This is a genomic window from Peribacillus sp. TH27 (assembly GCF_016650915.1).
Classification (GTDB): domain Bacteria; phylum Bacillota; class Bacilli; order Bacillales; family DSM-1321; genus Peribacillus; species Peribacillus butanolivorans.
Genome location: NZ_JAEKEV010000002.1, coordinates 5,093,667 through 5,115,792, shown reverse-complemented (window position 1 = coordinate 5,115,792; position 22,126 = coordinate 5,093,667). Strand labels below are relative to the sequence as shown.

Annotated in this window: 20 protein-coding genes and 1 riboswitch; of the genes, 2 read left to right on the top strand and 18 right to left on the bottom strand. The window is 37.3% G+C overall.

Features of this window, described 5'->3' with window-relative positions; translation table 11 throughout:
* Positions 1-36: 36 nt before the first annotated feature.
* The 11 genes from JFU24_RS26080 to JFU24_RS26030 all read right to left on the bottom strand — a co-directional run bounded on the left by JFU24_RS26080 (position 37) and on the right by JFU24_RS26030 (position 10,887).
* A complete protein-coding gene (locus JFU24_RS26080; RefSeq protein WP_201250701.1) occupies positions 37-1,002 on the bottom strand; it encodes an asparaginase in 966 nt (321 codons plus the stop codon).
* 23 nt (positions 1,003-1,025) lie between these two features.
* On the bottom strand, positions 1,026-1,994 hold the full coding sequence (locus JFU24_RS26075) for a YpdA family putative bacillithiol disulfide reductase (protein ID WP_201250700.1): 969 nt from the start codon (positions 1,992-1,994) through the stop codon (positions 1,026-1,028).
* A 150-nt stretch (positions 1,995-2,144) separates the two neighbouring features.
* Positions 2,145-3,422, bottom strand: coding sequence for a Glu/Leu/Phe/Val family dehydrogenase (locus JFU24_RS26070; RefSeq protein ID WP_053346801.1), 1,278 nt, complete (start codon positions 3,420-3,422; stop codon positions 2,145-2,147).
* A gap of 273 nt (positions 3,423-3,695) precedes the next feature.
* Complete coding sequence (locus JFU24_RS26065) at positions 3,696-4,271, bottom strand: genetic competence negative regulator (protein ID WP_201185662.1); 576 nt, start codon at positions 4,269-4,271, stop codon at positions 3,696-3,698.
* Positions 4,272-4,359: 88 nt separating this feature from the next.
* On the bottom strand, positions 4,360-5,250 hold the full coding sequence (locus JFU24_RS26060) for a MerR family transcriptional regulator (protein WP_242485396.1): 891 nt from the start codon (positions 5,248-5,250) through the stop codon (positions 4,360-4,362).
* 100 nt (positions 5,251-5,350) lie between these two features.
* The gene (locus JFU24_RS26055; RefSeq protein ID WP_201250698.1) at positions 5,351-6,166 is read right to left on the bottom strand and encodes a metallophosphoesterase; all 816 of its coding nucleotides are present in this window, start codon (positions 6,164-6,166) and stop codon (positions 5,351-5,353) included.
* A gap of 97 nt (positions 6,167-6,263) precedes the next feature.
* Positions 6,264-6,722 carry a YpbF family protein gene (locus JFU24_RS26050; protein ID WP_201250697.1) on the bottom strand — a complete coding sequence of 153 codons (459 nt, stop codon included), beginning with the start codon at positions 6,720-6,722 and terminating at the stop codon, positions 6,264-6,266.
* 159 nt (positions 6,723-6,881) lie between these two features.
* Positions 6,882-7,718, bottom strand: a complete 837-nt coding sequence (locus JFU24_RS26045; RefSeq protein WP_201250696.1) for a LysM peptidoglycan-binding domain-containing protein — start codon at positions 7,716-7,718, stop codon at positions 6,882-6,884.
* A 5-nt stretch (positions 7,719-7,723) separates the two neighbouring features.
* Entirely contained in the window at positions 7,724-8,152 is a 429-nt protein-coding gene (locus tag JFU24_RS26040) for a CPBP family intramembrane glutamic endopeptidase (protein ID WP_342214724.1), read from the bottom strand.
* Between the two features lie 159 nt (positions 8,153-8,311).
* On the bottom strand, positions 8,312-9,823 hold the full coding sequence (locus JFU24_RS26035) for a RecQ family ATP-dependent DNA helicase (protein WP_201250695.1): 1,512 nt from the start codon (positions 9,821-9,823) through the stop codon (positions 8,312-8,314).
* Entirely contained in the window at positions 9,823-10,887 is a 1,065-nt protein-coding gene (locus JFU24_RS26030; RefSeq protein WP_201250694.1) for a helix-turn-helix domain-containing protein, read from the bottom strand. Before JFU24_RS26030 ends, JFU24_RS26035 begins: the two co-directional genes overlap by 1 nt.
* Before the next feature lie 290 nt (positions 10,888-11,177).
* Between JFU24_RS26030 and JFU24_RS26025 the strand changes: the two genes are divergently transcribed.
* Positions 11,178-11,426 carry a ferredoxin gene (locus JFU24_RS26025; RefSeq protein WP_034308087.1) on the top strand — a complete coding sequence of 83 codons (249 nt, stop codon included), beginning with the start codon at positions 11,178-11,180 and terminating at the stop codon, positions 11,424-11,426.
* A gap of 130 nt (positions 11,427-11,556) precedes the next feature.
* Here the strand turns inward: JFU24_RS26025 and JFU24_RS26020 are convergent, their stop codons facing one another.
* Positions 11,557-12,138 carry an ECF transporter S component gene (locus tag JFU24_RS26020; protein WP_053348127.1) on the bottom strand — a complete coding sequence of 194 codons (582 nt, stop codon included), beginning with the start codon at positions 12,136-12,138 and terminating at the stop codon, positions 11,557-11,559.
* A gap of 167 nt (positions 12,139-12,305) precedes the next feature.
* Positions 12,306-12,441: riboswitch (FMN riboswitch) on the bottom strand.
* A gap of 366 nt (positions 12,442-12,807) precedes the next feature.
* Here JFU24_RS26020 and serA point away from each other — a divergent pair.
* On the top strand, positions 12,808-14,382 hold the full coding sequence (gene serA / locus JFU24_RS26015; RefSeq protein WP_201223755.1) for a phosphoglycerate dehydrogenase: 1,575 nt from the start codon (positions 12,808-12,810) through the stop codon (positions 14,380-14,382).
* Positions 14,383-14,506: 124 nt separating this feature from the next.
* Here serA and JFU24_RS26010 read toward each other — a convergent pair whose 3' ends face one another.
* The 6 genes from JFU24_RS26010 to resB form a co-directional block, all read right to left on the bottom strand.
* Entirely contained in the window at positions 14,507-15,730 is a 1,224-nt protein-coding gene (locus JFU24_RS26010) for a hypothetical protein (RefSeq protein ID WP_201250693.1), read from the bottom strand.
* Positions 15,696-16,256, bottom strand: coding sequence for an RNA polymerase sigma factor SigX (gene sigX / locus JFU24_RS26005; RefSeq protein ID WP_201187932.1), 561 nt, complete (start codon positions 16,254-16,256; stop codon positions 15,696-15,698). Before sigX ends, JFU24_RS26010 begins: the two co-directional genes overlap by 35 nt.
* Before the next feature lie 236 nt (positions 16,257-16,492).
* On the bottom strand, positions 16,493-18,283 hold the full coding sequence (locus JFU24_RS26000) for an ATP-binding protein (RefSeq protein WP_201187934.1): 1,791 nt from the start codon (positions 18,281-18,283) through the stop codon (positions 16,493-16,495).
* Positions 18,280-18,996, bottom strand: a complete 717-nt coding sequence (locus JFU24_RS25995; protein WP_053346821.1) for a response regulator — start codon at positions 18,994-18,996, stop codon at positions 18,280-18,282. The genes JFU24_RS26000 and JFU24_RS25995 overlap by 4 nt, the downstream gene beginning before the upstream one ends.
* Positions 18,997-19,291: 295 nt before the next feature.
* Positions 19,292-20,470 (bottom strand): c-type cytochrome biogenesis protein CcsB, encoded by a 1,179-nt coding sequence (ccsB, locus tag JFU24_RS25990; protein ID WP_056525138.1) that lies wholly within the window; start codon positions 20,468-20,470, stop codon positions 19,292-19,294.
* The gene (gene resB, locus JFU24_RS25985; protein WP_201185671.1) at positions 20,463-22,112 is read right to left on the bottom strand and encodes a cytochrome c biogenesis protein ResB; all 1,650 of its coding nucleotides are present in this window, start codon (positions 22,110-22,112) and stop codon (positions 20,463-20,465) included. The genes ccsB and resB overlap by 8 nt, the downstream gene beginning before the upstream one ends.
* Between the last annotated feature and the right edge of the window lie 14 nt (positions 22,113-22,126).

Below are 22,126 nucleotides of genomic sequence, written 5' to 3'. Positions count from 1 at the left end.
TCTAAGAATCAAAGTCTTTCTACATTTTTTAATTCCTCAGTACTTAAAGAATTTTTCATCTACGGTGTGTTCACTGGCTAGAACGACCGCTAACTTAATTCTTGCTTTCTTGCTGTCATAATCAGCACCTAATATTACTCCACGTTGTTTTAGATCAAATGCGCTACCTTCATAATCATAAGCTGGATATACTTTTCCTTCTTCCGCACTTGTTGTCATGACGATAGTAACACCAATATCGATTGCCTCTTGGATGGCAGGAATCATTTCCGGTGTAACCTGTCCCCTGCCAACACCTTCGAGCACGATACCCTTAGCGCCTTTTTTGACCGAAGCTTCTATAAAAAGGCCATCAGCGCCAGTATGGCACTTGATGATATCCACCCTAGGGATACGATGATGGATATCAAAGCACTCCCGGTGTAGTGGTTTTTGATATATGCTAACGATATCGTTATCAATAATACCTAAATACCCATAGCCAAAAGATTCAAATCCTTGCAAATTGGAAGCATGTACTTTTTTTACATATTTTGCTGAATAGATTCTTTCATTAAAAACAACAACCACACCAACGTCATAAAGCAACTCACTCGCCGCGCATAATATTGAATTTCTTAAATTCGAATACACATCAGTTCCAACATCTTTAGGAGATCGCTGAGAACCAGTTAAAACAATTGGGCGTTGATCCTTAATCGTAACATCCAAGAAATAAGCCGTTTCTTCTAATGTATCCGTACCGTGTGTTACGACAATTCCAGTAACATCTGGATCCTCCAATTCTTTTTGAATTGCACGTTTAAGTTTTTCCATTTTCCCAAAACCCATGGACATACTAGAAATCCGGAAAAGGTCTACAACTTTCATTTCAATATGGTTTGGCAGTTTGCAAAGTGATGCTAATTCTATCCCGCTTAACGCACCAGAAGCCAACATACCATTCGTGGTTTCTTTACTGGCTATTGTTCCACCTGTTGTTATTAATGATATTTTCTCCATACTTTCAGCTCCTGTAATAAAAATTACTTTTCCTTAACAGCCAAATGGTATGCAATCAAGCCTCCATGAAACCGACCATTTTCAATGAAGATTTCATTCGCATTATTTCCGGCTGCTAGAACTCCAGCAATATAGATACCTTCAATGTTCGTCTCCATCGTTTCCTCATTATAAGTAGGCCTTCCTGTATCCTCGTCAATTTTGATGCCCATTGATGCTAAAAATGAATGATCAGGATGATATCCAGTCATTGCAAACACAAAATCATTTTTAATAACCTTTTCCTCGTTACCTACGCGATAAATGACACTCTCCTCTGTGATCTCGTCAATAACCGCATTAAATTCCATCATAATTGTCCCATTACGGACTAATGATTCAAATTCAGGGAGAATCCATGGTTTAATTTTTGAAGAGAATTCTGAGCCTCTATACAGAACTGTAACTCTTGCCCCTGACTTGACCAACTCCAGCGCTGCATCTACACTTGAGTTTTTACCACCGATGACTGTAACATCACAGTTAAAGTACGGATGACCCTCCTTGAAATAATGAAACACTTTAGGAAGCTGCTCACCGGGAATACACATATAATTAGGATGATCATAATAACCGGTCGATACGATAACTCGCAAAGCTGTATAGTCGCCTTTTGATGTCCGGACTAAAAATTTACCATTATCCTGTTTTTCCACTTTTTCCACTTTTTCGAACTTATTCACACGCAGTTCTTTCCTTCTAGCTACCTCCCTATAATAGGCAAGTGCCTGATTACGGACAGGCTTACGGTTTTCCGTAATAAAAGCCGTGTCACCAATCTCCAATTTTTCACTTGAACTAAAAAAGGTTTGATGTGTTGGATACCGGTATATGGAATCCACCACATTGCCTTTTTCAATGATTAGAGACTGTATCCCCACTTCCTTCAGGGCAATTGCAGCAGCCAATCCACATGGACCTCCACCTATGATAATTACTTCTTCATAATTCATTTCTATTCCACTGCCTTCCTACACACTATGTAATTCGTTCTCTAAAAAAAATAAAAACTCCTATCAATACATGATAGGAGTTTTTACAGATCTTTTCAATGATAATGCAATGAACGCATTTATTCGTTTACAATCCAAGCTTTGAACCTATTAGATCCAGCCACGGAAGCGTGAAGCTTCAGCCATTTTTCTTACACCAATCATATAAGCGGCAAGACGCATATCAACTCGTCTGGACTGTGCAAGCTCGTAAATATTATTAAAAGATTTCACAAGGATTTTTTCAAGCTTTTCGTCCACTTCTTCTTCAGACCAGTAATATCCTTGATTATTTTGCACCCATTCGAAGTAAGAAACGGTAACTCCGCCAGCAGAAGCCAGGACATCAGGTACAAGTAATATGCCACGATCCGTTAAGATTTGTGTCGCTTCAATTGTTGTTGGACCATTTGCTGCCTCGACAACGATAGAAGCTTTAATATCTGCAGCATTTTCTTCCGTAATTTGATTTTCAATAGCAGCCGGAACTAAAATATCGCAATCCAATTCAAGCAGCTCTTTATTTGAGATTGTGCTTTTAAACAATTTAGTCACGGTTCCGAAACTGTCTCTACGATCTAGAAGATAGTCAATATCCAAGCCTTCAGGATCATGCAGAGCACCATAGGCGTCTGAAATTCCAATCACCTTAGCACCTGCATCGTGCATGAATTTAGCTAAGAAACTACCAGCGTTACCAAATCCTTGAATAACAACTCGTGCCCCTTTAATATCAATTCCGCGCTTTTTCGCAGCTTCATTTATACAGATAGTTACACCTTTTGCAGTTGCTGACTCACGGCCATGAGAACCACCAAGTACAAGCGGTTTACCCGTAATGAATCCTGGTGAGTTGAATTCATCCATACGGCTATATTCATCCATCATCCACGCCATGATCTGGGAATTAGTAAATACATCAGGTGCCGGGATATCTTTTGTCGGCCCTACGATTTGACTGATAGCACGTACATAGCCCCGGCTTAGTCTTTCCAGCTCACGGAAGGACATATTACGAGGATCACAAACGATTCCGCCTTTACCTCCGCCATATGGCAAATCAACGATACCACATTTCAAACTCATCCAAATGGACAATGCCTTTACTTCTCGTTCCGTCACATTAGGGTGAAAACGGATGCCACCTTTTGTTGGTCCAACAGCATCATTATGCTGTGCCCTGTAACCCGTGAAAATTTTAACTGAACCATCATCCATACGTATTGGCATCTTCACGGTTAATAAACGTAAAGGTTCCTTCAAGAGCTCGTATACCTCTTCAGGATAACCCAGCTTGTCTAACGCTTTATGTATAACAGTCTGGGTAGACCTCAATACGTCGTGTTTTTCTTCCTCATTTACAGGGCCATTACCTTTTGCCGATTCCATCAATAGTACCTCCTAGAAAATCTCATCCATATATTTAGATTATAATTTACAAATAGTCCTCTTCAAGTGCTAGTATACACCTTCGTTATATTTATGCAAGAGTAAAAATGGGAATTTAAAAGTTGGAAATATTCAAAAAATGAAAACGTTATCATACCATGGGTTTTCTTGCTTCTTTTCCTATACTTTATCTTAAACAGGGAATTTGAGACTAATAAGGCAAACCACATTGGAATGTTCAATATGTGTCTGCCCTGTCTCCCTCTTTTTCAACTAATTAAAATGTGAGATTAATACATGTATGGCTTCTTTCTCAATGATGCATGTTCCATATTCGTTGATGCGGTATAGCGTAAGTGTTGAAGCATGGCCATACTCAGCCGCTAAGGAGATGACCGTGTCGTAAGTCGTATCTTTGACATTCTCAATCAGTAAATAGTATCTTCCCTCATAATGATAAAGAGTGCTATTAAGCAAGCCATGATATGACAATCTATGAGATAATTGAACGATATCTTCAAACTCATTGAAAACATACAAAATATGGGGGAAGTCATCAATTTTCACTTGCAAATCCAGGAACTCTTCTTCTTCTGTTAATAACTCTTCTTCTTCCTTCGTTACAATGATAATCAACCCCTGAGCAGGCAGGGAAAAAATCTCGATTGCAATGGAACCACTCATTTTAAAGCTGAGTTCTTCACACGCTTCCTCCACCATATCCTGAAATAACTTGTGGACTTTTAAAGAATTCCCTAAAATATCTTCTTTTGTTATTCCTCTATCAATTAAATCATCAAGGGTCAAAAAAATCTTGATTTTATTATTAGTTAATCGCTCCAGCTTCATAAAAAAATGCCCCCTGGTTACCATCTTCATACATCATATGAAGCCTTGGTCTCAGGGTGCATATCCATTATTTATCAAACACTAACCTCTAAATTTTCAACCATTCCTCCCAATCCGATTGAGATCCACCGATTAAAACTCTGCTGAAGGAGGTTCGGATTTCATCCGATACATGGTTCAGTGCCTCTCCTCCAAGACCAACCTTCAAATCAGGAAAATCCCGGCTTAATTCTTCGACAAGTCTTAAGGTTCCTACGAGGTTTTCATTAAGTGAACAAGACATAAATAAGTAGGATGGTCTTATGATTTTTAAAACGGTAAAAAGATCCTTGTCGGCGATGGATTCTCCCAAATAGACCGTTTCATATCCTTTTCGCTTTAAAAAGATTGTAAAAATCAACAGGCCGAATTCATGTTTTTCACCGGGGGCACAAACAGTAAGAGCTTTAGGAAGAAATTCATTGGTTGGAATCATATGCATTACGGAACTAATTCTGGACTTTAGAATGTTAGATGCAAAATGTTCATGAGCAGAAGTAATTTCTCCTCTTTCCCACTTATCGCCAATCTGAACAAGTATGGCACCAATCACATCAACAACAGTATGTTCAATCGTATACATACTGAAAGCTTGGCTGATCAGCATTTGAGCCTTATTTTCATTGAAGCTTATGAGAGCTTCAAGTAGCTCGTCCGCTAACTTTATAGATTGCTCATTATATCGTTTTGTTTCAGGAACATCAGTCGCTACAGTGCTAGTTTCGAGAAGTGAAACGGCCTGACTGATTGTGAAGCCCTGATTTGTTTTATTGATTAGCCATTTGAGGGTTTGAAGATGTTTCTCTGTATATAGCCGGTGACCTGAATCATTTCTGACAGGTTCAATAAATTGATAGCGCCTTTCCCATGCCCTTAACGTACCCGACTGAATACCTAGCAGTTTTGAAACTGCCTTAATATTATATTTACCTTCTTGCATGGTTTTACAAAGCCTCCAATAACAGAACATTCATTTGTTGAAATTATAGTGGATTCTTTCAACCCTGTAAAATTTAGATATGCTTGTTTAAGAAGGAAGCTTAATAGGTCTTTTCCACGGCTTCGCCAATTTGCGTAGTTTTTCCTCTTTTTAGCGTAAAAAGGTGAGTTTCTGGCTTAGCTTCAAGTCTTAATGGCACTGCGCTTGTCCCATAACCATTGCTTGTCATGTACAAGCAGTCACCCTCTTTTTTTATACTACCGATCTGATATGGCCCAATCCCGAATATCCGAATCTGTCCTCCATGGGTGTGACCTGATAGGACAAGTCTTATATGATGTTCTGGTGTTAATTGTTTTTTAACTAGCGGGTTATGACTGACCAAAATCCGGAATGGCTCATTCCCGCAATCTGATAGAGCAAGGTCAAGCCTATCTCTTTCTTCTGATATATCATCAATACCTAAGAGAGCAAACTTCTCCCCTTTTTGGGACTCAAAAGAAACGGCTGTATTATCCAGAATTTTTACACCATGCTTCAGAAGTGATGCATCTAGCTCATGAAAGTCTCCTTCGTAATCATTATTTCCCCAAACAAAATAAAGGGGACCAAGTACTTTTAATTTCAAAATATTTTGTTCAACTCTCTCCAGAGGAACCCCACTTTCTCTGATGTCACCACCGATAATTACCATATCTGATTTACCGCGGGCTTCCTCAATCAATTTATCCGACACGATCCGTCGATGAAGATCAGATATAAAAAAAATCCGAACATCGCCAAATCCTTCAGGAAAGTCGTTGAAATATAAGTCTTGAAAAATTATCCTATCCTGATTTGCCGTACGCCACATATGTATAACAGTAGCTAATAACAGCAGAATTAAGCCTAAAAATAATCCATATACCAATAACATCTTCCGTTAAACCTTCTTTCTCTACAAATGGCAAGAGTTACCTTCATATAACCATAAAACCATATTACCCGCAATTAAATATTCTTAAAGCGAATAATCATTTATTTTCATGATATAAGTTAATATCATAGTTCTTCTTCATCATTTCAAAAACCTTATGGCGACTTTTCCATTCATCCTCTTTTTCCCACAGCTGCTTACTTTTATTAATGATTTCGCAACGAAGCAACTGAAACTCCTTCTCAGCTTTATCAAGCTTCTTTTTAATTAATATCATATATCCATATAACCCAAATGCTGCTGCTAAAAAAAGAAAATGGCTGAAATGGTCAACAAAAACACTAAACATCTTAAAAAAAGAATAGGAATAAGGAACTACAATATAAAAATAAAGATAAACCAAAAAAAGAGCAGCAATAATCATTGTTGCCCATAAACTATGAAGATGTTTCTTTTTTAGAGCCTCGAACTTTTTTTTTCGATCTACAACGTTCTGCAGCATTTGCTTTGTTGCTTGATCCGTTTTTTCATCCAATAAAATAATTGTAGATTCCATTTTCCTTCCCCCTCATAACTACCCTTTAAGTCATAATATGAGATTATCCAGAAAAAAATGATAAATAACTAGGCATGATTAGCCTCTTTGCGGAACAAACAAAAACTGTATGAAAGTAAAAACACCCTGCCTCAAAAGACAGAGTGTTCATTATTATTTCTATTTCTTTATTGGAATTTTTAAAACCTGACCCTTGGAAATTTCATTGCCATTCAGTCCGTTCCAATCCTTAATTAGAGCAATTCCTTCCTGTGATTTGTAGTAATTCATGGAAATTCGGAATAATGTTTCTTCCGCTTTAACAGTATGTAAGACAACCTTATATTCATCCTTATTTGGCTTGACTGGTGCTCTTTCCGTTGTTTTTTTGTCTTCTGCTGCTTCTTTCTTGGCTTTTTCTTCAGCTATTTGCTTTGCCTTGGCTTTTTCCTCAGCTATTTGCTTTGCCTTAGCCTTTTCTTCAGCTATTTGCTTTGCTTTAGCTTTTTCTTCAGCTATTTGCTTTGCCTTAGCCTTTTCTTCAGCTTCTTGCTGCGCTTTTTCTTTTTCTTCAGCCTTTTTCTTTGCTTGTTCCTTTTCTTCAGCCTTCTGCTTTTCTTTTTCTTTCTTCTTCTCTGCTTCAGACTTGGCTGAATTTTTTTCGTCTTTCTCCAAATCATTATCTTTTAAATCATCTGCAGTTGCTGTAGTTGGTATCGTTTCTTTATCAGCGTCTTCATTTTTATTATAGTTCACTACTTGATCACTTCTTGTACCACGTTCAGGTCTTTCTTGAAGATATGTATTAAGACTGTAAAATCCAATCGGAAGCAAGATAAAAAACAACGATAATAACTTAATCATCGGAAACTTAATCTTCACTTTACTTTTTTTCTTTTTATTCTGATGGACTTGGCTACGCTTTGGCAGAGATGACTTCGCCTTCTGACGTTCGACTCGCGTCCCAAGTTCACCAGCCTGATCTTTGTCTTTCCCATTCTTTTTTACATCATTCATATAGGTCACCCCCTTTCTTGCTCAACCCGCTTTGCTTGTTTCCTCCTGATTAATACTCCAAGAATAAAGTCAATTAAAAAATGGGCCGTGATCGTCACCAGTAAATTATTTGTCCACTCAAACAGAAACCCGATAAAGAAGCTCAAAACCAAAACATTTAAAAATAAAAACCAATTAAATAAATAGCGATAATGAACCGCCGCAAAAATAATACTCGTCCAAAGTAAACCAAGATGAGTTTGTAACACTCCACGAAATAATAATTCCTCACTTATTGCTACCACTAAAGCAACAACAAAAATCATCGGGTAAGACAGACTACTGAAAATGCGTTCGTTAATCCCACCATCATCTTGATAGGATGATGGCGTCACTCTCATCATAAATAGATCAAATAGAACGACTATAATTCCTGCCGGGATACCAAATAACAAAATATTAAGGTCATTGAAGATAAATAAGTCGAAAAAAGTAGAACGATCATTAAATAAGATAATACCTAAAAAAAGGCTAACGTTAAGAGAATAATTTGTGTAAGAAACAAATTATATAGCAACTGCTTATCTGTTAGCTGTTTTATTAATTCAGCTTGCTTATTTTTCATCCCAATTTTCCTTCTTTAATAAGATAAAAGCCAATTCCTGTTTCCAAGTGGTATAAGAATTAACTTGTTCTACCTTCACTGCGGGCAATAAATCCATCATCTTATTTGCATCCATTCCACAGAAGTCGCAGCAGAAAGGATTCAACTTTTGCTGCTTTTCATCAAAGTAATTCAGAATTCCCAAACGTCGACATTCCTGAGCATATATCCAATTGAGAAATCTATGCAATTTTTCCTGATTCCGAGACTTTCTCTTTTGACAATACTCTTTCATCTCTGCCATATGCTGTAAAGGATCTTGATTTCCTGTAAGAAACTGTGTAAAAAAACGAAGCTGAATATCATTTAAGGAAAAAGATTGAGACAGCTGTTCTTTTTCAGAAAGAGTCAAATTTGCTCCTATCTTTTTTGCTTCACTCAGGAAGGAACAAACACCCTCTATTTGCAAATCGGTCGGCAATTGTTGTTCCATCAAATGAAGGGGAAGCCCTTCATCTCCTTCACTATATAATAAGACTGCTACACTTTGTTTCCGATCACGCCCCGCCCTACCTATTTCCTGCAAATAAGATTCCATTGTAGAGGGCATATGAAAATGGATAACATATCTGACATCCGATTTATTTACACCCATACCAAAAGCACTCGTTGCGCATATTATTTTTAATTGGCCAGAAATGAATTGCTGCTGAATAAGCATTCTTTGTTCCTGATCCATGCCGCCATGATAAAAATTGACGCTATCTACCCCGTTTTCCTGTAAAAATCCAGTGACGGCTTCTGCCACCTTTTTAGATGAAAAATAAATAATGCCACTCCCCGTGAATTTTCTGACAAGCTCCAGAACACGGAATAGCTTTTCTTCGTAGCTGAATAGTCTCTCAGCAAGTATGGCAATATTATCCCTATCTACAGATGATACAGTTTCTTTAGCTTGATTGATATTGAGTTTTCCAATGATATCTTTCCGCACTTCTTTTGTTGCAGTTGCCGTTAAGGCAAGCGTTAGTGGATTGTTCAACTCACGTCTAACTTCTCCTAAATTCAAATAATCAGGTCGAAAATCATACCCCCATTGTGAGATACAGTGTGCTTCATCAATGACAAACAAACCTATGTCTAAGGTCTTTAAAGACTTTATCACACCCTCAAGGCTAAGCATTTCAGGAGATAAAAAAATAAACCGATACATATGTAAGCGATCGAAAGCCTCCCTTTTTTGATTTAACGTCAAAAAAGAATTAAGGGTTAATACACTTTTTTCACCTCTCATTTTGAGCTGATCTGCCTGATCCTGCATTAAAGATAATAACGGGGAAACTATTAAGGTCGTCTTATTCAAAAGGTAAGCAGGCAACTGATAACACAATGACTTACCTGACCCCGTTGGCAACATCGCTAAAGTATGACAGCCAGACATCAATGATTCAATCACTTCTTTTTGTCCTGGACGGAATTTATCAAATCCAAATTTTTCTTTTAAAACATGCTCTAAATTCATCATCCATCACCCAATTTCGCAAGTACAAGCCTTATTTGGAAAAAACTAATCTGTTTATTATCAACTTCCTGTTTAATTGCCTTTAGCTGCTTGGTATTGAGTTCCTTAATTGCAGCGATGATTTTCCCTTCATCCTCATGGGATACATATTCAGCAATTGGAAAGCTTTTATCCGATAAGACAATTTCAACAAGATGATCTTCAATGGTGTTGACTTTTAAACGGCGGATTTCTGCTATTTCAAACAAAGTTTTACCTGCTTGAATATATCGAAATGTCGTTTGTGTAGAATGAGTCAAATGAGGATTGCCACTCCTTTGCCAATCACTGAATAAGGATGCCAAAATAGGGTAATCTGTTACCTGTTCTATTTCCGCAAGCATTTGATGTAACGAGTCAAGAAATGTAAAGCGCACATACTCTTCTTCTACATCTTTCCTTTTCGCAATCTGTTCAAACGTAAGTCCAATCCTGTTTACCCCTGTTAATTTCAAAATAAAAATATCTCGTTTTAAATTACTTTGCAGCTCTAATAACGATATCAGTTCTTCATAAAGATGCTGCGCAATCAACCCTCGGTCCTGGCGATTGTTTTGTAAGAATTCCTTTACAAAACATTGGATTTTGGGGTTTCGTTGTATAGGATAAAAACGTCTTTCATTGTGGACAATATGGGATATAGTTTGTATGAGTAAGTTTAATCTCCCCCAGAATATCGGGGTGATATTTTGATATTTCCAGCCATTTAAGGATGTTGGAAAAGGATTCTTCTTCAAATAATCGGTTAACTTTCTCCCGCCTTGCCCACTAATTATATAAGCATCGGTTTTATCGGTTATCTCAATGAAATTATGCTCATGAAATAGTTGAATGTTTTGATTTAATTGTTGTCGGGTAAAACGAGGTATTGTCCCAAATATATTCGTTAACCCGAATAAGTGGGCATCCTGGATTGTCTGTGACGACTTTTTGCCCTGTAGCATATGATAAATAGCATAAATAGAACGTTCGCCTTGAAATTTTTTTATTGCATATAGAATGATTACCTGTAGATAATTATTCATGGGACTCACATCCTTGTTTCAATTAACCAATTACACCTATTGTATCAAAAAACTGCAAAAATCGCCGTTTTTAATGATAAATACCATAAGAAATTGTGGCTAAATGACGAAGGAAAGCAAAGATCAAAATAATATTTTCTATATTTATCATTGACATTCCACATCATAATAGTTAGTATCAATACAATTTCTATTGAAAAGTTTGGCATTCGGTCTTACAATAGGAAAGAGATAATAATCTGAAATAAAAAGATTATCAGTTGTTAATCAACTTAGGAGGGGTTATATTCATGGCTAAATTTACAATTGTTGATAAAGAAACATGTATCGCTTGTGGAGCTTGCGGAGCAGCAGCACCGGATATATATGATTATGATGACGAAGGGATTGCATTTGTTACCCTTGACGATAACGAAGGTATCGTTGAAATTCCAGATGTACTTATAGATGACATGATGGACGCATTTGAAGGATGTCCAACAGATTCTATTAAAGTTGCTGACGAGGCATTTGACGGGGATGCACTAAAATTCGAATAAAGGTACAAGCCATTTTCAATCGAAAATGGCTTTTTTTTGCTACTTATGTCCCTTCCCCTACTAACCAAATTAAACAGACAAAAAACCGGACATAAATATCCGGTTTTTTGTGTTTCTATAGTTAATGCCATTAAGCATTTTTATATAATACTTGCTTATTGATCCATGTCTGTAATTTAATAAACAACAACATGAATACAGAAGTGATAAGCACGCCTTTAATCACATTGAAAGGTAAGATTGCCGTCGTTACGAACTTCCTTGACTCGGGTGCCGACATTGCATCCCATCCCATAAAGAAGGTATATGCCGGTAAAAAGACATAATAGTTTAAAACACTCATAACTACCGCCATGGTAACTGTACCAGCAAGTAAAGCGAAAGTCATCCCTTTTTTTGAATTGATTTTTTTAAATACATAGTAAGTTGGCAAGACGAACAGTATTCCTGCTATAAAGTTAGCGATATGCCCCACAGGTACAGCAGTCATTGTCCCTGTCATGACTAAATCCAATAGGTTTTTAAGAAATTCAACTAGAATTCCAGCCATCGGACCGAAAATCAATGCTGCCATCAGTGCTGGAATGTCACTAAAATCAACATTCAGAAAAGGTGGAAATCCTGGAAACGGAAAATTCAAAAGCATCAATAGATATGAAATGCTTCCCAACATTGCCAGTGTGACCATTTTATTCACTTTGTTCTTTTTCATAGTTCTCTCTCCTTCTTTTTCTGATCTACCCGAAAAAGAGGTTAGTGCTCCTTCATCATGTTGATGTTCAATAAAAAACCCTTTAATTCCGACCGAATTAAAGGGATAAATTAAAGGTTTCATCAAACAAACGTTCAGTAAATGACTGTTTGAACGCAATCAGGAACCTCCATCTTCTCCCATCCAGACTATACTGTCGGCTTTGGAATCACACCAAATCCTGCCCCGTAAGGCTCGCGGGCTTAGAAGAATTATTTCTTCATCACCGCCGGTGGGGAATTACACCCCGCCCCGAAGATAGACCTATAAAATTTTATTTTACAAATTCCATTATATATGACTTTCCTTTTTTTGAATAGTTTTTTTTAATTTGAAAGTTTATATGAAGATATTCATTTTTCATGGCCACCATAATTTCTTACATATCAATGTATTAAAACAAAAATTATATTGACGATTATATCAATTTTAAGATTATTTAAAATAATTGTTCTTTTTCAAACAATAGATGATAAATCCATTATTATTGCGGACTTATACAATTATTTCACTTAATAATAATTATTTTAAGCGCTTACATTAATAAATGCCAAATTGACATATTCGGCATTTCAATTGTAAAATTAACTGAAATTTAAGATAATTTTTCCCTTAGGAAGGTGTTTACACGTGTATCGGATTTTAGTAGCAGATGCCATCAAACCCGAAGGACTCGGACCGCTATCAGAGGCATCCAATATCCTTCTTATTCAAAAGACAGTAGAAGAAGCAGCAAACGAACTTGCTGAGATTGATGCAATACTTGTTAGAAGCGCAACAAAAGTTACGGAAGATTTAATGAACCGTATGCCACAGTTGAAAATTATTGCACGAGCTGGTGTCGGCGTTGATAATATTGACATCCCTGCTGCGACTAAACGTGGGATTGTCGTCGTTAATGCACCTGATGGCAATACCATTTCAACAGCTGAACATACATTTGCAATGATGGCTTCACTAATGCGCCACATTCCGCAAGCATATGCATCTCTGAAGAATGGGGAGTGGAAACGTTCTTCTTATACTGGAACAGAACTACGCGGTAAAACATTAGGTATAGTGGGTTTTGGACGTATCGGAGGAGAAATCGCCAAACGCGCAAAAGTTTTTGGTATGGAAGTCATTGTATTTGACCCATTCTTAACTGCTGATCGTGCAAAAAAAATGTCTGTCATTTCCCTGCCGTTAGATGAGTTACTTCCTAAAGCAGACATTATTACTGTTCATACACCTCTGACGAATGAAACTAGAGGATTAATAAATAAAGAAAAACTACTTACCTGTAAAAAGGGTGTTTATGTATTAAATTGTGCCCGTGGCGGAATTCTTGACGAAGATGATTTATATGAAATGATTGTTAAAGGGCATGTAGCAGGCGCAGCGTTGGACGTTTTCGTTGAAGAACCTCCGCTTGGCCATAAGCTACTTGAACTTGATAATGTCATTGCTACACCTCATTTAGGTGCTTCTACAAAAGAAGCTCAATTAAATGTTGCAGTACAGGTTGCACAAGAAGTGCTGACTTATTTTGAGGGAAATCCAGTTTCAAGTTCTATCAACCTTCCAGCCATTTCTAAAGAAGTGTTTGAAAAGGTTCAGCCATTTTATCAACTCGTACAGCAAATGGGATCAATTGCATCTCAATGTATGAAAGAAGGCATCCAAGAGATTTCCGTTACATATGCGGGAGAATCATTGGACTTTGATACAGCGATTTTGACAAAAAGTTTAATATCAGGCTTCTTTAAATCAAGAGTTGACGCTTCGGTCAATGAAGTGAATGCCTTGCTGATTGCAAAAGAGCGCGGTATTACCGTTGGCGAAAAAATCTCTGCAGACTCTTTAGGATATTCTAACCTGATTAGCCTTAAAGTAAAAGGTGATAACCGTGAACTAACAATCAGTGGCACTTACATTGAAAATTATGGTTCTCGTATTGTAAATTTGAATGGCTTCAAAATCGACTTCCATCCGGAAGAAAATTTACTATATATCCAACACACCGATAAACCTGGTGTAATTGGTAATGTAGGTAAGATACTTGGTGATCATGAAGTGAATATTGCAACCATGCAGGTAGGTCGAAAAGAAGCTGGCGGAGAAGCTATCATGGTTTTAAGTTTTGATAAACCATTAAGTGATAACATGAAGCAATTTTTAAAGGAAACAGAAGAAATTACATTCATGGCTCTCATTTCATTATAAGAAAAAAAGAATGTGCCCTTAATGCGGGCACATTCTTTTTTCTACGAGATTTTAGATACTCAGCAACCATTATCAAGATGTTTTATATAGCCCAGCTCCCGCTTCTTTTGACAACTTCCTCCCTTCAATTCACTTGGTTAGGGGCTTTGGGTACTACTATGTCTTCTGTTAGATTTAGATTGCCAACTTTTTCAATTGGAGCATTTTCAAACTTTACTCTGTTAAAGCCAAATTCCTTTGCAATAAAGAGAATAGCTTCTAAAGCTTGAAGAGAATCCTCACTATTTTCAATTGCCGCTTGTTCTGCTAATTGAATAGTCACAAGATCTCCATCTGAACTTATTTTTTCCCAAATTAAATCATCGGGGATAGCAGAAGATATCCCCTCTATGTCTGGCTCCTCTTTTCCTGCCTGAAGTGCCTCCTCAAAGTCTTGATAATCCATATTACTTGGTACAAGAAACTTTGGTGAGGATTCATCACTTTGATAAAGTAGAAATGTGCGATTTTTTTGTTGAGGTATATCTGCTTCCTTTAAAAATCCTGCATGGGCAAACCTTGCACCTTGCTTTCCATCTGTAGCAAAGGTCATCTTCTCTATATTAAGATAGGACAGCGTCTCTTCCATCGTATGAAGAAAGAGGATATCCTCATCCAATAACTGGCTGTCTTCATGTAGCTCAATATGAGCAGTATTCATTTCGGTTCCTTGGGTAATCTCAATATCAAGCGGGAAATAGTCAGAGAGACCATATTGTTCCTCATTGATATCCGACATTTGATTAACTAACTGATTTAGAGTATCCGATTCATCATAACGATTGACAACAATTGAAATCGGGATGACAAAATTCTGTTGATTATCTGGCACACCCATGGTAATTGTCGATTTATTTTTCAGATCGCCTGGGTAAATTGCAGGAGCAAGGGCTACTGCCTTGTCCTTTTTTACCGGTTCACTATCGAAAACTTCTTCTTTAGTTTCTATATCTTCTTCACGCATACTCTGAAGCTTACTATTTTCCTCTTTGTCTTCGGCAGACTTATCTTTTACCTTTGCATCCTGTTGTTCATGATCTGGCAGGCTTTTAAGTTCAGAGACAGCTAATTTCTTATCGCTGCTCTCCTCTTTGCTTGTAGTCCCTTCTTTCCCAATAATCAGTGAAGAGGCCAAAACAACCATTAAGAATAAGGAGGCAACACCCACAATAAGAGGAAACCATTGTTTTTTCCGCTTTTTATTATGAATCCTTGCATACACCTCATCCTTTGTTCGTTTGTCTTTTACTTTCGGAAGCTGGTGAAGCATGTCTTCAATTTCGTTTTCTTTCCAACGGGGTTTTCTCAATGGGGTCATCCTCCTTTCCAGACAAATCTTCCATCATCTTTTTAATTGCTTTTAACGCACGATGCTGGGTTGTTTTAACCTTACTTTCACTCCAATTTAATACCTCCGCGGTTTCTGATATGGACAATGCTTGAATATATCGTAATATGATGACGGACCTTTGATCGACCGTGCATCGGTTCAAACATTGATATATATCATGGATATCATCATTCATAATAGCCACTTCATCCGGAATAGGCTGAGTATCTTTAATCATTTGCCTCTCCCAGTCGAAGTTAGAAAAGATTTTGTCTCTCCACCGTTTTTGTTTCCGAAAATAATCAATCGTCACATTTCTCGCAATAGAATATATCCACGTTTTTTCACTACTTTTTCCCTCGAATCGGTCATAGGCCTTCATAACCCTGATATAAACCTCTTGAACAAGGTCCTCTGCCGATTCCCGATTTTTAGTCATATAATAAATGAATTGATAAATTTCGTGATGATACTTTTCATAAAGATCGTGGAAAACGGAATCCATCATTTCCCCACATCCGTTCATAAATATAGTCGTCATTCATATATAAAAGTTACACTTTACATATGATCTTATTACAAAATTCAGTGAATTTCTATATAGAAGAGTCCTATTCACTAGAATATTACTAACCTGTTCTCTTTCTATGAAAAAAGACAAAGACAAGTTGGAAATAAATCCAATTGCCTTTGTCTCCACTGTTTCTATGAAACAAGATTTTCTGGCAAACAACCAGTTATTCATTCAGTATTTTCCATTATTCGAGGTAGAATAATGCTGAATGTCGTCCCTTTTTTAGGTAAACTGTTTACCGAAATGTAGCCATCATGGGCATTAATGATATTTTTAACAATAGCCAATCCCAAGCCAGTACCCGAACGACCGCGTGTACGTGCTTTATCCGCTTTATAGAATCTCTCGAATACAAAGGGTAAATCCTCTTCAGGGATACCCGAACCAGAGTCCTTCACATCAATAATCAGCCCTCTTCGATCACTTGTCCTTTGAATGACATCAATGTTCCCGCCTGGAGGGGTATGTCGAATCGCATTATCAATTAAATTCGTCAATACCTGTTCAATTCTGTCGGGATCGAAACACCACTCGATTCCATTGTCTTGAAGATTAGTGGATATCGTTATCCCTTTTTCTTTAGCTAACCCGGAAAATTTGCTTGTAATCCTCTTTAAATAAGATGAAATAGGTATGCATTCATAGTTGAGACTCATTTTTCCTGATTCCAATTTAGCTAGATCGAGTAAATCATTGACTAAACGGCCCATTCTTAGAGATTCATCATAAATAATCCTGGCCATTTCCATTTTTTCCTCTTCACTTCCAGCTATGTCATCAACAATCGCTTCACTATATCCTTGCAGCATTGAAATCGGCGTTCTTAACTCATGAGAGACGTTTGCTATGAAATCAGTCCTAAGTTTGTCCATACGTCTTTCATCACTCATATCACGAATGATAGCTACTGCTCCGCGAATATTGTCGGCATTTGTATATAAAGGACTGACAATCAATCCCCAGTCCCTACCCTGCAATGTAATTTCCCCGACTTGCTCCTTATCGAAAGACTCTGATTCATCAAATAGATTCATCAGTACCAAAGGGACATTTACATTATCTTCCCGATTGTAGCCTTTTTCAAAGTACCAAGATTGCAGAAATCTTTCCGCTGGCGGATTTGTTTCCAGGATAGTTCCATCTTTATTGAAGGTAATGACCCCATCCGCCATACTACTAAGGATGCTCGAAAGATGTTCTTTTTCCTGGCTAAGAGCATTCATATTGAATTTCAATTGCTTTCTCATCTGATTAAATGCTATTGCCAACTCACCAATTTCATCCTGCGTCAAGATAGGCACCTTTGTATCAAATTTCCCCCTAGCAATGGCTAGGGCGGCTTCCCTCATCTTCACCAGCGGAGCATTGATCCTTGTAGATAAAAAGAAAGCAAAAATCGTTGTTAAAATAATTGCAATCCCTGCTGCCAACAGAATGAATTGCGTTGTGGACTTAGTGGTTTCTTCCATGGATTCCAAGGATTGAAATAAGAAGACCTCGTCCTGCTCCCCATTTAGTTCAAGTGGCACTCCGACAACGATTGCAGATAATTCCTTATTTCCATTGTCATCAGATAGCGCCATTTCTTTTTTTACAGTCTTTCTTTCCGTAAAAACTTTCTGCAAATCGGGATCATTTTTAATTGACTCTGGCGTAATTTTAATCTCCTTATCACCGATTGATGAGAATATCATTTTGTCATCATTAAGGATAATCATTTTCGTTTCGTCGCCTATCAATTCCGAAGCTATTTGTAAAACATAATTGCTAGAGCCCTGATGATCATTTGTAACCTCTATGATCTGCTCTGCCGTTTTGGTTAAATCATTTTCAATATTTTCAATTTGAAAATTCTGAAAGAATTCTACTAATAGAACGGTTAAAACGATTAATACAAATGACACGAGCAATAGAATGGTTGCCCAAAGCTTCCCTACAACACTGCCCCATAACATCAGTCATTAATAACTTCGAACTTGTAACCGACACCCCAAACAGTGACAATCATCTTGGCAGCATTTTCGGATATACGGTTTAATTTTTCACGTAGGCGTTTAACATGCGTGTCAACAGTTCGAAGGTCTCCAAAGAATTCATAATGCCACACTTCTTTTAACAATTGCTCGCGATCAAATACTTTATCAGGTGATTTCGCTAAGAAATACAATAATTCATATTCTTTTGGTGTCAAAGATACCTCTTTATCATCAGCAAGTACACGATGTGCATCATTATCAATTGTTAAATGGGAAAAGACAATCACATCTTTTGTCGTCGTTTCGGTCTGAACGTAACTCGTGCTTGAAGAACGGCGTAATAACGCTTTCACCCTTAACACAACTTCACGAGGACTGAATGGTTTGACAATATAATCATCAGTTCCTACTTCAAATCCTTGGACCCGATTGACTTCTTCTCCTTTTGCAGTAAGCATGATTATAGGTGTTGTTTTTTTCTCTCTTAACTCACGGCAAACTTCGATTCCATCTTTACCTGGCATCATAATATCCAATAAAATTAAATCATAATCATTTTCAAGAGCTTTTGATAAAGCAACATCTCCATTTTCAGCTTCATCAATTATGTATTCTTCTCTTTCCAAATACATTTTTAACAAACGGCGGATTCTTTCCTCATCATCCACCACGAGAACTTTAATAGCATTATACATTATGTAATCAGCCTCCCTACATATATTTTACAAAATGAAAACTTCTATGACTAATATTTTTTCCTTCCAAAGTACGATAAATAGCCAATTCTGTTTAGCTTCTATGAACTATTCACCATTTTGTCACAATAAACACACTCCTTCTGTTCCCTCACTAATGCCTGCTGTTATTTCCCCCGGAATAACATGGAAATAAAAGTATAGAAAAAGGGATCATTCTTAGAAACATCGATAAGTATTCTCCTCGATGTTTCTACCAAAAGACCCCCTTAATCTAATTTATTAAATTACCGAATCAAGCATACGAATGCAAACCAGCAATAACAAGATTAACAAATATTAAGTTAAATATCATAATAGCAAAACCGATAACGGCTAGCCATGCTGATTTTTCTCCCTGCCAACCCTTTGACATACGCAAATGTAAGAAAGCTGCATAAAACAACCAGGTAACCAGTGCCCAAACTTCTTTCGGATCCCAGCCCCAGAATCGTGTCCAGGCAACTTGAGCCCAGATCATGGCAAAAATGAGGGCTCCAAGTGTAAAGATTGGAAAACCGATAAGAACCGAACGATAACTGATTTCATCCAATAAATTCAAATTTACATTTTTGACAATCGGTTTGATCAATGCGGCAACTCTTTTTCGAGAAATCAGTCTAATCAGACCATAAAGAACGAGTCCGATTCCCATCGACCAAATGACTGTATTCAGTTTCTTAGCATTAATTATCGCAGGCATGTTCACCAGTGGTTCAAATCGTTCTGTATCAGTTAGTTCCCCTTCATGGGGACCTACAAGTGCAGGAAGGTTAAATTCCTGTTTAGCCAGCTCATCATGTTTATCGACCCAATCAAAATTCGCTTTATAGTCCATGGCTGCGAAAGTTGAAGTGATAATGACAAAACCTATGGTACTTACTAACGTGTACATGATGATTTCGAGCCAGAACGTTCGTTTGCTCGATTGAGATTGATCTACGAATTTGACTAAATAAATTATAGCAGCAATAAAACTAATCGCAAGGATAGACTGTCCTGCTGCTGCAGTTGTTACATGAATATGAAGCCAATCACTCTGCAGTGCAGGAATGAGCGGTGAAATTTCTGTTGGGAACATACTTGCATATGCGATAATTAATAAGGCAATAGGTAAGGCAAATAGCCCAAGAGCAGGCAATTTATAAAGGAAATAAATTAATATGAAAGCACCAACCAGCATCATTCCGAAAAAGGTTGTAAATTCAAATAGATTACTTACCGGCGCATGCCCGGCAGCAATCCACCTAGTGATAAAATATCCAATTTGTGAAGCAAAACCGAGAATGGTAATCATAATCCCCAATTTAGCCCATTTGTTTTGTTTCTTTTCCTCTGCTCCTCGTTTATCCTTAATCGATCCTCCGAATAGAAAGGTAGCAATCAGATATAAAATAAAAGCTGCATATAAAAAGTTACTGCTTAATTCAGCCATTTAAAACTTCCCCCTTAGTAGAAGATTTCTCCTCCTCAAGTTGATCCGATGGTTCGCAAAGAGAAGTGGATTCTATCGCATGTTTTATATCTCTTTTAATACCGTGCCAGTTTTTGTTTGTATGGCCGGAAATTAATATCTCCTCATTTTTCCTTTTAATCCAAATACGTCGGTGATTCCAATATGAACCTTGGACGACACCTACCATAAAAATGATTCCACCTGTGAACAGAATCCACAGTGTAAGATCTTTTCTAACCGTCAAGGCAGTGACATCTTTAGTTTCTACACCATTAAAAGCCATTTTATATGTATTTTCACCTAATGGTTCCACAGTCTCTTTTATCGCAACAAAACTAACTTCACCATCTGGTTTATCCGGTGTGTACATTTTAAAGATAAATGCCGGATTATTCGGAATCTTCGATATCGTTCTTGGGTGGCCTTTTTCATCGAACTCGAAATCTGGGAAGTAACTGATTAAATCTACTGAATATCCCTTATTTAATTCGTATTTCTTTTGAGGGTTATTCAAATCAACCTTCAAGCTTCCATAATTCTCTTCGGTTTTTTTATTAATTAAATTAAAAGCCATCGTACTAAGTTCATCTAATTTATAGTCCACTTGGTAGAGAGCATAATGATCATGTTTCAAAGGTTCATTGACTTTAATTTTAAAATCTTTGAGCTTATCAAGGTCCACTTTTTCCCCAGGTATCGTTTCTCTCTGAGCCTCGTATAGTGTGACATCGGATTGATAGGTTTTAGCTATTGTACCGGTTTTGTCTATTGCAGCACTGTATTGCTCATCCTCTTTATTTTCCTTGTCATACACCTCTAAGGTAAACCCATTATTCTGGAGATAATATTCCCCATTTGTACCCGGAATTTCTTTCGTCTCGCCTTCTCGGAGCCAGAGAACTTTGTCAATATACATCCCGGGGACAGAGCGCAATAACGCCCCAATTAAAAAAATGATAAGTCCGATATGGTTTACGTAGGGTCCCCAACGTGAAAAACGGCCTTTTTCAGCAAGAATATTACCGCTTTCCTCTCGTATATGATAACGCTGCTTTTTCAATCTTTTTTTCACATCTTCAAGGTCGATATCTTGTTCATCCAGCTTTGTCACTCCATAAATTCTCTGACGTTTCATAAAACCGTCATGACGTGTGACTCCTTGTTTCTTCAATGAACGATATAAAGGAAAAAAGCGATCAATGCTGGCAATCAAAAGTGATATGCCTAACATGCCAATAATAATCAAATACCACCATGAACTATACAAATTATGAAATCCAAGTTCATAATACACCTTTCCGAACCAGCCGTATTCTAATTCATAATGCTCTGCTGGCGTCGCAGTCGAAGGGATGTACATTTCCTGTGGCAATATTGTACCAATCGCTGAAGCAACTAAGGCAATGACAATGAGCGTCACTCCTACCTTAACGGAAGAAAAAAAGTTCCATATCTTATCAATGATTGTTTTTTTATAAGTTTGTGAGCGTCTGGCACTACCTTCATATCGCATATCAATAAGCTTGTTTTCTTTTTCGTTTCCAAGTACCATCCCGCATTTACCACAAATTTTTGTACCAAACGGATTTACATGACCACAATCGCATTTTACTTCATTCATGTCAAAAACTCCCC

What these genes read in the sequence shown, in the direction of transcription:
- sigX (WP_201187932.1), bottom strand. Translation starts at nt 16,256, where the DNA reads ATGGATTCCGTTTTCCACGATCTTTATGAAAAGTATCATCACGAAATT.
- JFU24_RS26065 (WP_201185662.1), bottom strand. Translation starts at nt 4,271, where the DNA reads ATGAAGCTGGAGCGATTAACTAATAATAAAATCAAGATTTTTTTGACC.
- JFU24_RS26045 (WP_201250696.1), bottom strand. Translation starts at nt 7,718, where the DNA reads ATGAATGATGTAAAAAAGAATGGGAAAGACAAAGATCAGGCTGGTGAA.
- resB (WP_201185671.1), bottom strand. Translation starts at nt 22,112, where the DNA reads ATGAATGAAGTAAAATGCGATTGTGGTCATGTAAATCCGTTTGGTACA.
- JFU24_RS25995 (WP_053346821.1), bottom strand. Translation starts at nt 18,996, where the DNA reads ATGTATAATGCTATTAAAGTTCTCGTGGTGGATGATGAGGAAAGAATC.
- JFU24_RS26075 (WP_201250700.1), bottom strand. Translation starts at nt 1,994, where the DNA reads ATGAATTATGAAGAAGTAATTATCATAGGTGGAGGTCCATGTGGATTG.
- JFU24_RS26020 (WP_053348127.1), bottom strand. Translation starts at nt 12,138, where the DNA reads ATGAAAAAGAACAAAGTGAATAAAATGGTCACACTGGCAATGTTGGGA.
- JFU24_RS26060 (WP_242485396.1), bottom strand. Translation starts at nt 5,250, where the DNA reads ATGCAAGAAGGTAAATATAATATTAAGGCAGTTTCAAAACTGCTAGGT.
- JFU24_RS26080 (WP_201250701.1), bottom strand. Translation starts at nt 1,002, where the DNA reads ATGGAGAAAATATCATTAATAACAACAGGTGGAACAATAGCCAGTAAA.
- JFU24_RS26025 (WP_034308087.1), top strand. Translation starts at nt 11,178, where the DNA reads ATGGCTAAATTTACAATTGTTGATAAAGAAACATGTATCGCTTGTGGA.
- ccsB (WP_056525138.1), bottom strand. Translation starts at nt 20,470, where the DNA reads ATGGCTGAATTAAGCAGTAACTTTTTATATGCAGCTTTTATTTTATAT.
- JFU24_RS26055 (WP_201250698.1), bottom strand. Translation starts at nt 6,166, where the DNA reads ATGTTATTGGTATATGGATTATTTTTAGGCTTAATTCTGCTGTTATTA.
- JFU24_RS26035 (WP_201250695.1), bottom strand. Translation starts at nt 9,823, where the DNA reads ATGAATTTAGAGCATGTTTTAAAAGAAAAATTTGGATTTGATAAATTC.
- JFU24_RS26070 (WP_053346801.1), bottom strand. Translation starts at nt 3,422, where the DNA reads ATGGAATCGGCAAAAGGTAATGGCCCTGTAAATGAGGAAGAAAAACAC.
- JFU24_RS26050 (WP_201250697.1), bottom strand. Translation starts at nt 6,722, where the DNA reads ATGGAATCTACAATTATTTTATTGGATGAAAAAACGGATCAAGCAACA.
- JFU24_RS26030 (WP_201250694.1), bottom strand. Translation starts at nt 10,887, where the DNA reads ATGAATAATTATCTACAGGTAATCATTCTATATGCAATAAAAAAATTT.